The organism is Nocardia wallacei, from assembly GCF_029868745.1.
In the GTDB taxonomy this organism is placed as follows: Bacteria; Actinomycetota; Actinomycetes; order Mycobacteriales; family Mycobacteriaceae; genus Nocardia; species Nocardia wallacei_B.
This window is the reverse complement of sequence record NZ_JARWOP010000022.1, coordinates 1-13,341: the sequence shown is the minus strand read 5'-3', so window position 1 is coordinate 13,341 and position 13,341 is coordinate 1. Positions and strand designations below refer to the sequence as shown.

At 70.1% G+C, this 13,341-nt stretch carries 12 protein-coding genes; 4 read left to right on the top strand and 8 right to left on the bottom strand.

The features are described from left to right. Nucleotides 1-47 precede the first annotated feature (47 nt). Complete coding sequence (locus tag QH470_RS00830) at nt 48-221, bottom strand: hypothetical protein (RefSeq protein ID WP_280270293.1); 174 nt, start codon at nt 219-221, stop codon at nt 48-50. A gap of 930 nt (nt 222-1,151) precedes the next feature. Between QH470_RS00830 and QH470_RS00825 the strand changes: the two genes are divergently transcribed. Genes QH470_RS00825 through QH470_RS00815 form a run of 3 tightly spaced genes read left to right on the top strand, consistent with a single transcriptional unit; the run spans nt 1,152 to nt 3,780 of the window. Beyond that, nucleotides 1,152-1,934, top strand: a complete 783-nt coding sequence (locus QH470_RS00825) for an ABC transporter permease (RefSeq protein ID WP_280270292.1) — start codon at nt 1,152-1,154, stop codon at nt 1,932-1,934. Then, nucleotides 1,931-2,986: a taurine ABC transporter substrate-binding protein gene (locus tag QH470_RS00820; RefSeq protein ID WP_280270291.1), complete on the top strand. Its 1,056-nt coding sequence runs from the start codon at nt 1,931-1,933 to the stop codon at nt 2,984-2,986. The genes QH470_RS00825 and QH470_RS00820 overlap by 4 nt, the downstream gene beginning before the upstream one ends. Next, nucleotides 2,983-3,780: an ABC transporter ATP-binding protein gene (locus QH470_RS00815; protein WP_280270290.1), complete on the top strand. Its 798-nt coding sequence runs from the start codon at nt 2,983-2,985 to the stop codon at nt 3,778-3,780. The genes QH470_RS00820 and QH470_RS00815 overlap by 4 nt, the downstream gene beginning before the upstream one ends. 10 nt (nt 3,781-3,790) lie before the next feature. On the opposite strand, the gene crcB (QH470_RS00810) is transcribed toward QH470_RS00815, so the two are convergent. From crcB (QH470_RS00810) to QH470_RS00780, 7 genes are all read right to left on the bottom strand, one after another. Further along, nucleotides 3,791-4,153: a fluoride efflux transporter CrcB gene (crcB, locus tag QH470_RS00810; RefSeq protein WP_280270289.1), complete on the bottom strand. Its 363-nt coding sequence runs from the start codon at nt 4,151-4,153 to the stop codon at nt 3,791-3,793. Beyond that, nucleotides 4,150-4,635, bottom strand: coding sequence for a fluoride efflux transporter CrcB (gene crcB, locus QH470_RS00805; RefSeq protein ID WP_280270288.1), 486 nt, complete (start codon nt 4,633-4,635; stop codon nt 4,150-4,152). Before crcB (QH470_RS00805) ends, crcB (QH470_RS00810) begins: the two co-directional genes overlap by 4 nt. A gap of 167 nt (nt 4,636-4,802) precedes the next feature. Further along, entirely contained in the window at nt 4,803-7,526 is a 2,724-nt protein-coding gene (locus tag QH470_RS00800) for a hypothetical protein (protein ID WP_280270287.1), read from the bottom strand. Continuing rightward, entirely contained in the window at nt 7,523-9,622 is a 2,100-nt protein-coding gene (locus QH470_RS00795; protein WP_280270286.1) for a hypothetical protein, read from the bottom strand. Before QH470_RS00795 ends, QH470_RS00800 begins: the two co-directional genes overlap by 4 nt. Beyond that, nucleotides 9,622-10,887: an extracellular solute-binding protein gene (locus QH470_RS00790; protein ID WP_280270285.1), complete on the bottom strand. Its 1,266-nt coding sequence runs from the start codon at nt 10,885-10,887 to the stop codon at nt 9,622-9,624. The genes QH470_RS00795 and QH470_RS00790 overlap by 1 nt, the downstream gene beginning before the upstream one ends. Nucleotides 10,888-11,012: 125 nt before the next feature. After that, nucleotides 11,013-12,278 (bottom strand): SPFH domain-containing protein, encoded by a 1,266-nt coding sequence (locus QH470_RS00785; RefSeq protein ID WP_280270284.1) that lies wholly within the window; start codon nt 12,276-12,278, stop codon nt 11,013-11,015. Beyond that, a complete protein-coding gene (locus QH470_RS00780) occupies nt 12,278-12,709 on the bottom strand; it encodes an NfeD family protein (RefSeq protein ID WP_280270283.1) in 432 nt (143 codons plus the stop codon). Before QH470_RS00780 ends, QH470_RS00785 begins: the two co-directional genes overlap by 1 nt. Before the next feature lie 186 nt (nt 12,710-12,895). Here QH470_RS00780 and QH470_RS00775 point away from each other — a divergent pair. Then, a partial coding sequence (locus QH470_RS00775) for a DUF3097 family protein (RefSeq protein ID WP_280270282.1) occupies nt 12,896-13,341 on the top strand: 446 nt, incomplete at its 3' end.

Genomic DNA, 13,341 nt, shown 5'->3' with positions numbered 1-13,341 from the left:
TTGGGGTCCCTGGTGCTGTGGGTGACCTGCCGGCCGCCTTATAACCCTTACCGGGTGTGGGCCCCCCAGTGGCGGCGGGCCTCGCACGGCGCGACGCCACCCCCGTGGGGGCCGCGGGCGGCCGACGCGGTGGAGGTCAGGCCGATGGGCACGGCGACGAGAGCGCCGGCGACGGCGGCAAGACCGAGAGCGCGGGAGCTGAACTTACGGTTACGAGACATGTAGTGGTTCCTGCCTGCGCCCAGCCGGCCCGGCGGAAAAGCGTTACCGGGTCCCTGTCCCCAGTGATGTCGGGGTCGAACTCGAATCGCGGGACAGGGTTACCGGTGTTCGGCGATTCGAGCGTCAGCCCGTCGTTCCGGGCCGCGACCGACGGTAACGAACAAATCTCGATTGATCACGTTGCGGTAACAACCATAAAGTCTCGACCATGACGTGAGATGTATGTTGTTTATGCAGATGGAAAGCTGAAATCAAGCATTACATACTTGTAGTTACTTATTCGTTATGTAACCGAGATCACTGCGATATTGTGGTCCGGGTCACGTTTAGAGCAAGGTTTCTCCCGCTACCAGCGGACTCGGTAACGACTTCGCTGTCACTTCACCTCGGACGATCCGGTCGGCGCCGCAGCGATCGGTGGTCGCGACAGACCTCGGCTAGCTCCTGGCTCGGCCGAGAATATTCGGTTCGCCTATATCCGCCGACGAGGACGGCCCCCTCACAACCGAATATCCGGCGCCTCGATCAGGCTCTCTTTCGATTCCGGCAATGGAACTGAATTTCTTTGCGTCGCACGAAATATCCGCATCGGGCGGCGCGGTCGTCAATTCACCCGCGTCGACGGGCTCTCGTAATGCGCTGCGGCGCAATAAGTGTGCCCGACTCCGAATCGACCCGGTACGCCGCCATTCTTTCCGATCACGCTGATCGTGACACTGTTCGCCGCACCGCGAGCCCGACAGGATCGGGCCGGACGGTTGCGGCCCCGAACTCCGGGTGCGGGCTGCGGCCGTCCGAGTTCAGTTCGGCAGGAAGGCGAATCGCGTGAACGGCAACCGCGCAATCCGGCGAGTCCGGCAGCGCCGGATCGCATGACGAGCCCGCGCGGACGCGCGAGGACACCGGATGCGTGGGTACGACGAGCGACGGTGCGGCTGCTGTCGCCGGCGGTGTTCGTCGGGCTCTGGTGGCTCGCCGCCACCGCGAAACTGGTCGATCCGCAGTTCCTCCCGGCCCCGGACGCGGTCTGGGACGCGTTCGTGCGCGCGAACAGCTGGCATCAGCCGGCTCCCGGCGTACCGCGGGAGGTACGCGGGGAGCAGAACTACTTCCTCTGGGAGCACCTGGTGGCCAGCCTGCAACGCATCGGCGCCGGCGCGGGCGCGGCGGTGGTGCTCGGGCCGCCGGTCGGTTTCGCCCTGGGCACGTCGAAACGCCTTGCCGCCGTAGTGGAACCGTATCTGAACTTCCTGCGGGCATTGCCGCCGCTGGGTTACATCGGGCTGCTCATCGTCTGGTTCGGGATCGGCGACACCTCGAAGATCTGGCTGCTGTTCCTGGCGTCCTTTCCGCCGGTGGTGATCGCGACCATCGGCGGCGTGCACGGGGTATCGGCCGACCGGATCAACGCCGCTCGTTCGCTCGGCGCGAATCGCTTCCAGGTGGTCACGCGGGTGCTGCTGCCCGCGACGCTGCCGGAGGTGCTCGGCGGCATCCGGGTCGCCGTCGGATTCGCGTGGACCACCGTGGTCGCGGCCGAACTCAACAACGGCATTCCGGGCATCGGCGGGCTGGCGTATCTGTCCGGTCAGCGCCTGGACACCGCCCTCACCCTCGCCTGCATCATCGTCATCGGACTCACCGCGCTCGCCCTGGACGCGGCCATCAAGGGTGTAGGCGCTGTCGTCGCGCCGTGGAAAGGCAAAGTATGAGAAGGACAGTCGCCGCGGCGGTGGCGGGGATGCTGGTTCTGGCCCTGACCGGTTGCGTGGAGTCCGGCCGGACCGACTCCTCCCGGTACACCGGCGAACAGGTGGCGTGCCCGATCCCGGTCGACGAGTCGTTCACCGGCAGTGTGCGCATCGGCTATCAGGACATACCCAACGGCGACCTGATCGTGAAGGACACCGGCCTGTTGCGGACGTGCCTGCCGCACGGGACCTTCACCTGGTCGACGTTCGCTTCCGGCGGCGACGTCATCCAGGCATTCGGCGCCGGATCGCTCGATATCGGCCTGCTCGGCAGCGCGCCCACCGCGCGGGCGCTGTCGGTCCCGCTGCGCCAGGACCTGAAGGTCATCTGGATCCACGATGTCATCCAGGGCGCGGAATCCCTTGTGGCCAAAGATCCCTCGATCACCTCGGTGGCAGGGCTGCGAGGCAAGCGGATCGCGGTGCCCTTCGCGAGCACCGCGCACTACAGTCTCACCGGTGCGCTCGCGGCGGCTGAACTCGAACGAGACGTGCGGCTGGTGAACCTGGCGCCCGACGCCATTCTCGGCGCCTGGAAGGGCGGGCAGATCGACGCCGCGTTCATCTGGGAGCCGACACTGTCGCAATTGCTGAGCGACGGTCGCGTGGTCACCTCGGCCGCGCAGACCGCCGCGGCCGGTCGGCCCACCTACGACCTGGCGGGTGCGCGCGGCGAATTCGTCTCCGCCAACCCGAAATTCGTCGAGGTGTGGACGGCGGCGCAGCACTGGGCTGTCACCCGGATCATCAGCGATCCGACGCAGGCCGCCACGCATATCGCGGCGCAGCTCGGTGTCACGGTCGACGACGCCCGCAAGCAGCTGGCCGGGTACGGCTACCTCGATGCCCCCACCCAGGCGGGCGCCGCGTATCTGGGCGGGCAGCTCGGCGCCGACCTGCGCGGCACCGCCGAATTCCTGTTGAGCCAGGGCGAGGTCCAGGGCGTCCGCGAGCGGGAAGCGTATGCGGGCGCGGTCTATCCGGCGGCCGCGGCGGCGGTGGGCGCGAAATGACCGCCGCGGTCGATGCGCCGGATCGGGTGGTGCTGACCCAGGTCTCGAAGACCTACGAGACCGCCACGGGCCCGACGGTCGCCTTGGCGCCCACCGATCTGGTGATCGAACCCGGCGAATTCGTCGGTGTCGTCGGGCCGTCCGGATGCGGTAAGTCCACGCTGCTCAATCTGCTCGCCGGATTCGTGGCGCCCAGTACGGGTGAGTTGCTGGTCGGCGGGGACGCCGTCACCGGGCCGGGACCCGAACGCGGTGTGGTGTTCCAGTCGCCGACGCTGTATCCGTGGCTGTCGGTGCGGGGGAATGTCGAGTTCGGGCCGAAATGCCGTGGCGTCGATCGTGGTACGCGGCGCGCCGAGGCCGAGCGGCTGCTGGAACTCGTCGGGCTGGCCGACTTCGCGGGCAAACGTCCCTACGAACTGTCGGGCGGTATGCAGCAGCGGGTCCAGATCGCGCGGGTGCTGGCCAATGATCCGCGGATCATTTTGATGGACGAGCCGTACGGCGCGCTGGATCAGCTCACCCGCGAACGGCTTCAGGTCGAGTTGCTGCGGCTGTGGCGGCGGGCAGGGAAGACCATCGTGTTCGTCACCCATTCGGTGGCGGAGGCGGTGTTCCTGTCCACCCGGGTGCTGGTGATGAGCGCGCGGCCCGGACGGGTGATCGTCGACCGGTCCATCGAGTTGCCCGGTGACGACCCGGCCGGGGTGCGGGAGTTGTCGGTCACGGCCGACCCGCAGTTCCAGGCGATGAGAACGGAACTGGCCCAAGCTATTTACGACGCCCACGGCTGATCCGCGCGGGTCAGCTCAGGATCGCTTCGACGGCGGTGTATGCCAGCAGCGCCGCACCGAGACCGGCGACGACGCTGACGACGACGTTCAGCGCGGCGTACAGGTAGGCCCGCTCCTCGGTGAGCCGGACGGTTTCGTAGCCGAAGGTGCTGTAGGTCGTGAGCGCGCCACAGAAGCCCGTGCCGAGCAGCGCGAACACCGGAGTCGAGACCGCCGCGCCGGCCAGGCCGCCGAGGATCAGGCAGCCGGTGAGGTTCACCAGGAAGGTTCCCCAGGGAAAGGCGCTGTCGTGCCGGGACTGCACGGCGCGATCGGTCAGGTAGCGCAGCGGCGCGCCGATCATCGCGCCGAGGACCACGAGTATGACGGTCACGCCGCTCGCCTCCCTCGCGTGCGGTCGTGTACGCCGCGAGTGACGCGCATGCCGATGAGGGTGGCGAGGAGCGCGCACACCAGCGTGCCCGCGAGGTAGGCGAACGACACCGCGATCGTGTCCGGCCGCAGTAGTGCGCGGGCCTCGTTGGCGTAGGTGGAGAAGGTGGTGAAGCCGCCGAGGACGCCGACTCCGAGGAACGGGCGGACCAGGGGATGCGCGGTCCGGATGTCGGTGATCACGACCATGAGGACGCCGATGAGGAAGCATCCGGTGACGTTGGTGACGAATGTGGCCCACGGGAAGCCGTTCGGGGGCGTCGGCCACCACTGTGACAAGCCGTATCGGGTGAGTGCCCCCAGCGCACCGCCGACCGCGATGACCGGCAGCACCACACCGTGCGCACGGCTCAGTTCGCGGCGCTGCTCCGGTACTCCGAGATCGACATCCGGATCGACGGGCTCGGTCTGCCTACTGGTCACACACGTCTCCTACACGACTCGACCACACGGGTATTCATCGGGTAGGGACTGTTGGCGGCGTCTTCACCACGGTTGTTCCGGGCATGCCCGGAGCGGCGAGCCCCACCGCCGCATCGGCTTCCGAGTCAACCACACGCGCATCGGGTGGTGCGGCTCTGTGCGGCGGGTCACGCCAGGGCCACGGCCGCGTCGCCGCCGTCGGCGACCGGGAGCGGCCAGCGCTCGGCGCGGTCCAGGGGTGCGAGATCGCAGGCGCGCAGTTGTTCGCACACCGCGGTGCGATATCGGTGGGCGAACAGTGCGTCCGGGTGCCGCGCACCGGCTTCGGCGAGCCAGCCGCTCGCCTGCCGCAGCACCTCGCTCGTGTCGATCTCGCCGTCGAGCAGCAGACTCCCGTACTCCGGTGCGACCGTCATGGCCGAGCCCAGGTGCTGCAGGCAGCGGGCGGTACCGAGCCGATGGTCCAACTCGTTGTAGCGGGTGAGGGCGACCTGCCAGAAACGCAGCGCCCGCCGAGGTTCGCCGCGCACCCACCACAGCACACCCATCAACTCGAACGTGTGCGCGCGGCCGGACAGATCGCGGCCGCCGCGCGTCAGCGACTCCGCCAACTCCAGCCGATTGCGCGCGGCCACCAAGCGCCCCTGCTGCAGATGCACCACCGCGAGATCGATCAACGCACACACCTCCCCCGCCACATCCGCGCGAGGCAGCCACCACCACGCCTTCTCCAACTGATCGACAACCTCGTCCAGATCCTCCCGCCGCGCCCGCTCCCGCCGCTCCCCCAGCGAAAGTTCCTCGCCCACATCCCCTTTCCCCCACACCCGCGCCAGCCACGCGACGCCGCGACGCCACCGGACACCGATAGCCGAGGTCGAGGGCTGCCCGCCCGTCGCCGACTGTGCGTCGATCGGCAGCTCCATGCCACTCGGCAGCCGCGCGCCCGCTTCTGACTGCGTGCCCGTCGACGAGTGCGTGCCCGGCAGTGGTTGAGTGCCTGTCTGCGAGCGAACGTCAGTTGGGGGTTGCGGGACGGTCGACAACTGCGGGCTCGTCGACAGTTGCGGGTCGTTCGATACTTGTGTGCCGGGCGGCGACTCCGTGCGGATCGACGCTGCTGTGCCGGTCGACGATTGCGTACTCATCGGCGATTGCGGGTCGGTCGACGCTTGCGTGCTGGTCGGCGGGTCCGCGTCGGTTGGGGTCTGCGCGCTCGAGAACGAATGTGGGCCGGGTGGCGGTGTGTCTGTTGGCGTGTGAGCGTCCGCCGAGGGGTGTTTGCCGGTGGGCGATTGCTCATTTGCGAGTGGGTTGTCGGTCCTGGGCGGGTGGGGGCTTGTGGGCAGGAACTCGGTGTGGTCTGGGGTTTCGGGTAATTCTGGGATCTCCGGTTTCTGCAGGCGGTGTAGTGCCAGGCGGTGGGCGCGGCGGGCCTGGAGGGTGGTCGAGTAGCGGCGGGGGTGGTAGCGGCGTACGCGGCGGCCCGGGGCGCCTGCTCGGATTCTGGATTGTGCGCGTAGTTCCGGGTAGCGGTCACCCAGGGGGGAATCGAGCAGATTCCGCATGGCGGCGGCGATGCCGTCGGTGTTCTCCGGCCAGCCGTTGTCGGCGAACCACAGGTCCAGTGCGTCGGCGATGCGCGCCAGGGCGCGAATGTCGATGGTGTCGCGCAGGTCTTCGGGCAGCCGCGGCACAGGTTGGGCGGTATCCGCGGTGAGGGTGCTGGTCGCGCTGGGCGCGGGCTCTTGTCCCGCTGACTCATGGCCGGGCTCCGGCGATGGCATCGGCTCACGCATGTACGCGGTCTCGGGCGGGGACGCATGCGCGGCTTCGGGTTCGGGGCCGGGTTCGGGTTCCGCCGCGGATTCACGCTCGCGATCGGGGTCTGCTGGGGATTCACCCTCGGGATCGAGGTCTGCTCGGGATTCACGCTCGTGATCCGGGTCTGCTGGGGATTCGGGGGCGCAGGCTCGGACGAGTTCTGCCAGACGCGGCCATTCGTCGGTGAACCAGCGGCGGGCGCCGGGACCCAGGCGGGTGGAGTCGAGGGCGATCGCCCAGCGTTGTACGCGGTCCGCGTAGTGGCGCAGCAGGGCGGGGGCCATGACCTGGCGGGCGGCGCGTTGCCAGAGTCGCAGTGCGGCAGTGTTTTCGGGGGTCGCGGTGGGTTCGGACGCAGCGTCGGGTGCGGGGATGCCGGTGATTCGGAAGACGTCGGCGGTGCGGCGGGTTTCGTGCGGGGCGGCGGGTTCGGCGCGTCGCCGGGTGTTCGCGAATCGATCGTCGGCGCAATGCACGAGGACTCGGTGGGCCATCAGGCGGCGGATCACCGCGTCCGCCGTCGGCCTGTGCTCCTCGGGGTGGCGCTGCTGGGGCAGGAGGTCGGCGGCCGAGAGCATGGCGCTCACCACGTCGTAGAGCGCCGCCGATTCGTAGTCGGGCAGCGACAGTTCGCGCAGTGCGGTCGCGACGACGAGGTCCTCCGGACGCAGCGGCGGTCGCTGTTCGGGCGCTCGAAAGCCCGTGGGCGCCAACAGCAACGGCACCGGCGCCGCGGGCTCGACGAGCGTCGCGGTCATATCGAGTTCCCTGCCGCGGCGGACCCGTTCGCGCATCTCGAAGACCCGCCGCCACACCAGATATCCCGCGGCCAGCACCACCACCAGCACGACGATCCAGCGCGCCGCGCCCACGACGCGGGTGACCACCTCGTTCTCGCCGACCGCGCCCTCCAGCAGTTTGGCGACGACCTCGAGCATGATCGAGGACGCCACCACCCACGCGCTGCCCAGCAACCCTTGCCACACAGAGGATTTGGGCGTCGAGATCAATGTCTCGGCGGACTCGTGGGCGGGCGGGCGGCGCTGTTCGCCGTGCGGTTCGCTCATCGCAGCACCCCGCCGGTGAGGCCGGGCACGAGGAACCGGCGCCAGGTCGCCAGCAGCAGCAACGCCGGTGGCACGGCCGCCAGCAGCGCACCGGCGGCGAGATGGCTGGCGTTCTCGTTGAACTGCCGCGCCTCACCCCACAGCAGCAACGACCACGGGCTCACGTCCGAGCCGCTGACCAGCAGCCCGACGAAGAAGTCGTTCCACACCTGCACCAACTCCAGCACCGCGACCGCGCCCAGCGCCGGTCGCGCGGTGACCATCGCCCGCCACACCACCGTCCACGGCCCGACCAGCCCGTACAGCGCGTCGGCGGCGGGGCTGTCCGGCGGCGCCACCAGCGCGCCGCGCAGGATCAGCACCGCGATCGGCAGCCCGATGGCGGCGTGCACCACGATCAGCGACGACACGGAAGTGGCGGTGAGACCGGACAATTCGATGACGCGGCGGATCGGCCCGGCGTACATCTGCGCGGGCAGCACCGTGAACACCACCAGGAACACCACGGCCACCTTCGACACCACGCTGTCCGACCGCAGCGCCGCCAGATGGTGCGCGACCGGTATCGCCGCGGCCAGTACCAGCAGCGTCGCCCACAGCGCGACCCAGCCGGTGTTCGCCATGCCCTGCAACAGTTCGGTGTCCCGCCACACCGCACCAGACCCGTTGAATCCGGGCCCGTCCGCACCGATCCACGCGAAGACGGCCAGCGCCACGAGCGGCCACACCGCCAGCAGCGAGACCACCGCGACGCGCAGCACGCCGAGCGCGACCGGCGGCACCCGCCGCACGCCCACTGCCTCGGAGGCCGTCCACCGGCGCGGCACCGCCGCCCGCGCCGGACTCCGCGACCAGCCGGTGCGATGGCGGCGCACATTCGTCTGGAGAATGTAGGCGGCCAGGCCGACCAGCACGGCCAGCGGCAGCGAATAGGCCGCCGCTACACCGGGATCCAGTCCGTCGTCGCCGACCAGACGCCACCAGTGCACGGTCGCGCTGTCCAGGGAGTATTGCAGCGATCCGGGCACCGCGATCAGCACCACGTCGAACACCCGCGCCGCGGCCACCGCCACCACCAGTCCGAGGACCAGGAACACCGGCCGCACCAGCACGAAAAGCCGCTTGCGGGAAGGAAGTTCGGGCCGCCGAGCCGACCAGGCCCGCTGCCGCCGCCGGAGCGTGATCCAGACCCGGCGCGCAGTGCGGCGGCCGCCCAGCCACCGGACGAGCGGACGCGGCCACCGGACGGCCGAGGACCGTTGGCCCGCATCCGAATTCGGCGACGCGTCGCGCCGGTACACGTAATCCCGGCGCACCGGATCGGCCTCGATGGCCGCCACGGCGGCCCGGAACAGCGCGAACAGCACACCGAGCCAGCTCCACGCGAAGACGGCCAGCAGCAGCCCGAACAACCAGACCTGCTGCCCGAAGACGCTGTCGAGCGGCAGCCGTCGCTGCGGATATTCGAACACCAGCCGCAGCGCCACCCCGGCCGCGAACGCGGAGATCCCGAACGGCAGGATCAACGGCTGCCACGGCCACCAGACCCGGCGGCCGAGCCGGGCGAATTCCAATGCGGCGCCGAGGATTCCGGCGGCACACAGCACCCACAGCAGGGTGCGGCCGTACGCGCCGCGACCGTCGGCGCCCAGCGCGATCGCGATCACCCAGCCCGAAACCGCCAGTGTCACCGCGGATCCCAGCGCCAGCAGCGATCGACCGACCGACGTCCGAGTCCTGTTCCGCAGCAACGCGATATCCACCAGCGTCCGACGCACCAGCCGCCACTGCGACCGCCGGACGCCGCGCCACAGCCGGTGCACCCGCTCGTCCCGCCGGCACACCAGCCGCAGGCCGACCGCCGCGGCCACGAACAGCGCACAGGCCGCCACCATGCCCGGCCGCACCCGCGCCGCCGTCCACACCGTCGTCGCCGCCGGACCGACCAGCAGGATCGCGACCAGCGCCGCGGCCGGCAGTTGCAGCACCCACGGCACCCACCGGCGCGGCGGGCTGCCGCCGACGAGCGGCCCGGCCATCCGCCGCGTCGCCAGCTCCAGATCCAGCCCGTTGGCGTAGATCCGCTGCGCCGACATCACGATCTCCGCTCGAACTCGTCGAGGGCGGCGACGGCGCGGTCGGTCGCGTCGTCCATCCGGTCCAGCCGGCCGTCGCCGACGGTCACCAGGAAGTCGGTGAGCACGCGCCACAGCCCGTTGCGCAATCCGGCCTCGCCGATGAGGTCGGCCAGATCGAACGCGGTCCACGAATTCAGCTGATCGGCAACGGGATCCAGGGTGGACGGATAGGTGGGCCGGGTGCGCAGGCTGGGCGAGAGGAAGCCGCCGTAGGAGTCGATCCACGGTTGCGCGGCCGCCGGAGCGGCCAGCTGTGCAACCACCCTGTCGACCGCCGGGTCGGGGTCACCCGTGATCACCAGCGCGTCGCCGCCGCCGATCAGCGGCCGCACCCCGCCCGACCCCGCCGGGAACGGCATCACCCCCACCGCTTCCGGGCCCCGGTGGGCGCGGCGCAGGCTGCTGCGCACGATCGCCTCGGCGAAATCCGGGGCCACCACCATGGCGGCGTCGCGCAGCTCGAACACCTGCCGTACCGCGTCCGGATACTGCCGGGTCAGCGCGCCGGGCACGCCGCCGGGGAACGCGTCCGGCTGCCCCCAGACGGCGCCGAGCTGACGGAACGTCCGGCGCACGGCGTCGCTGTTCCAGCACCGGGGCGGCGACCCGTCGTCGCGGGGGGCCGCCAATCGCGTGTAGTCCTCGGCGGATTCGGCGTACAGCACGTTGGCGAACATGTACGCCAGCACCCAGCCGTCGGCCGCGCCCCGTGCCAGCGGCCGACGGCCGTGTGCGGCGACGCGGCGCAGCTGCTCCGGCCATTGCGCCAGCGTCCACTCCTGCGGGTCGTCGCGCGGGCCGGAGCCGCCGAAGGCGTATCGGTCGTACCACACCAGCGATTTCTGCGCCGACTTGAAGGGCACCGCGTACGGAATCCCCTTGTGCCACAGCAGGTCCTGCCAGACCTCCGGATAGCGCAGTCCCTGGTCGTCGGTCCACAGCGACTCCGGGACCGGACGCAGACCGTCGCCCGCCATGTCCCGTACCCGGCCGACATGCGGGAGCATCACCAGATCCGGCTTCGAGCGGCCGCGCGCCAGCAGGGCGGTGTCGATGTCGTCGCCGAGCGGCAGCACATCGACCTCGTCCTGCAGGCGCAGTCCGGCCAGTACGGCGCGGAAGGCCGCGAGTTCGGATCCGCTCCAGGGCACCGCGATTCGGATCACGTCTGGGTTGCCGAGCAGGGCGCTCGGCGCGCACGCCGCCAGGGCCGGAGCGAGCACGCCTGCCTGGAGTACTGCCCGTCGCCTCATCATCGTCCCCCCGCGTCACTGCTGCCGGTCGAGTCGGTTCCAGGGGCCGGGGCTACGCGCCGGCCACCTGGAACATCGTCGAATCCGGCTCGCCGTTAATGGCCCTGCGGCGGCGTCCACGGCCGGGTCTCGCCGGTCCCGGGCTGGTAGGGCTGCTGGACCGGCGGCGGCTGCGGCGGCTGCTGGTCCGGCTGGAAGGTGGGCCTGCTGCCGCCGAGCGCGCCCTGCGACGGCAGGTTGCGCGAGGGTACCGTCGGCACCGGCGATTCCACCGGAGTGGCGGCCGCGGCCTCGGCGGCACGCACGGCGCGTTCCGCGGCCGGGTCGGTCTTGACGTCGAACCAGTCGGCGACCTCGTCGGAGTCGTCCTCGGGGCGCGGACCGCCGTCCCCGTCGGGCGCGGGCTCGTAGCGGAAGACGCCGTCCTCGCCCTGGGTGCCGAAGTTGCGGGCGAACCCTTCCAGCGCCTTGCCGAAATCGCTGGGCACCATCCACACCTTGTTGGCGTCGCCCTTGGCGACCAGCGGCAGCGTCTGCATGTACTGGTAGGCAAGCAGTTCCGGGGTGGGCTTGCCGGACTTGATTGCGGCGAAGACCTTTTCGATCGCCTTCGCCTGGCCCTGCGCCTGCAGGTAGGCGGCGGCGCGCTCACCCTGAGCGCGCAGGATGCGGCTCTGCCGGTCGCCTTCGGCGCCCAGGATGGCCGACTGCTTGGAACCCTCGGCCGACAGGATCTGCGCCTGCTTGGCGCCCTCGGCGGACTTGATCTGCGCCTCGCGGTTACCTTCCGCGGTGAGGATCATGGCCCGCTTCTCGCGGTCCGCCTTCATCTGCTTCTCCATCGACTCCTGGATCGACGGCGGCGGATCGATGGCCTTCAGCTCGACACGCGCCACCCGCAGGCCCCACCGTCCGGTGGCCTCGTCGAGGACGCCGCGCAGCTGCGAGTTGATCTGATCGCGGGAGGTCAGCGTCTCCTCCAGGGTCATGCCGCCGACCACGTTGCGCAGCGTGGTGATGGTCAGCTGCTCGACCGCGGCGATGTAGTTGCTGATCTCGTAGACCGCTGCCTGCGGGCTGGTGACCTGGAAGTAGACCACCGAGTCGATCTGGACGGTCAGGTTGTCCTGGGTGATCACCGGCTGCGGCGGGAAGGAGACCACGCGCTCGCGCAGGTCCACCTTGGCCCGGATGCGGTCGGCGAACGGCACCAGGAACGTCAGCTGACCGGACACCGTGCGCGAGTACCGGCCTAATCGCTCGATGACCGCGGCCTCCGCCTGCGGCACCAGCGCGATCGACTTGAACACCACGACCACGACCAGCAGGACGAGGACGACGGCGACGATCAGTACAGCCATTAAGGCCCCTTCCACACGACGGCGTGCGCGCCGTCGATCTTCATGACGTAGACGGTTTCACCCTCGGCGTACTCCTCGCCCGGGTCGAGCGGGCGCGCGCTCCACACCTCGCCGCCGATCTTCACCTGGCCGGTGTGTTCGTTGACCGGCTCGAGCACACGCGCCGTCTTGCCCGGCAGGGCGTCCACATTCGTCGGGGTGGGCGGTGGAGTCGCGAAGCGCCGCAACAGCATCGGACGCACCAGGAATATCAGCACCGCGGAGCTGGCACCGAACACGATGGCGTCGACGATCAGTGAGGTGTCCGCCAGCCCGGAGACACCCGCGGTCGCGAGCGCGGCCGCCCCCAGCATGAGCAGCGTGAAATCACCGGTGAGCATTTCGGCGGCCGCGAGCAGGATCCCCGCGACCAGCCACACTATTGCGGCCACGCCGATCACTCTAGTGGGCGCCACCGCACGATGTCGGGATACACACGCAACATCGAACGGCTCGAGTCGCCGCGCAGCGCGGAGTTCGCCGTTCGCAACGGAATCGGCATCCGACCGGTACGGTGTTGTGATCCGATACGGCCCGTCGCCGCCGGGAAACGAACCATCACAGGTATTTTCGAGCGCGTGAGTGCGCGGAACTACGGGAACATCTACGGCGGGCACGCCCGCAACGAGAAGCGGGCCGTGCCGCGGGTGCCGGCCGAACGCGACCTGGTCGTCGAGGACGCCGCGACCGGATTCTGCGGCGCCGTCGTGGGATTCGACCGCAGTTACGACGGCGAGTTCGTGAAACTCGAGGACCGGCACGGCAAGGTCCGGCTGTTCGCCCTGCGGGAGGCGGCCTTCCTCATCGACGGCCGCCCGGTCACCCTCGTCCGCCCCGCGCCCGCGGCGCCGGCGCCGCCGCCCCGGGCGGCGGCCGGCGGGGCGGGCGGGGGGGGGGTGGGGGGGGCTCCCCTCCGCGTGGGCCGCGCCCGCGCTGCTCGACGGGCTCACCGATGTCGTCTACACCGAGGTATCGCTCGAACGCTGGAAAAACGCTGTGGCGCACTCGGAACGGGGCATCCGGC

Excerpts from the sequence above, each read along its gene's own strand:
- QH470_RS00830 (WP_280270293.1), bottom strand. The coding sequence starts at position 221 with ATGTCTCGTAACCGTAAGTTCAGCTCCCGCGCTCTCGGTCTTGCCGCC.
- QH470_RS00820 (WP_280270291.1), top strand. The coding sequence starts at position 1,931 with ATGAGAAGGACAGTCGCCGCGGCGGTGGCGGGGATGCTGGTTCTGGCC.
- QH470_RS00815 (WP_280270290.1), top strand. The coding sequence starts at position 2,983 with ATGACCGCCGCGGTCGATGCGCCGGATCGGGTGGTGCTGACCCAGGTC.
- QH470_RS00800 (WP_280270287.1), bottom strand. The coding sequence starts at position 7,526 with ATGAGCGAACCGCACGGCGAACAGCGCCGCCCGCCCGCCCACGAGTCC.
- QH470_RS00795 (WP_280270286.1), bottom strand. The coding sequence starts at position 9,622 with ATGTCGGCGCAGCGGATCTACGCCAACGGGCTGGATCTGGAGCTGGCG.
- QH470_RS00785 (WP_280270284.1), bottom strand. The coding sequence starts at position 12,278 with ATGGCTGTACTGATCGTCGCCGTCGTCCTCGTCCTGCTGGTCGTGGTC.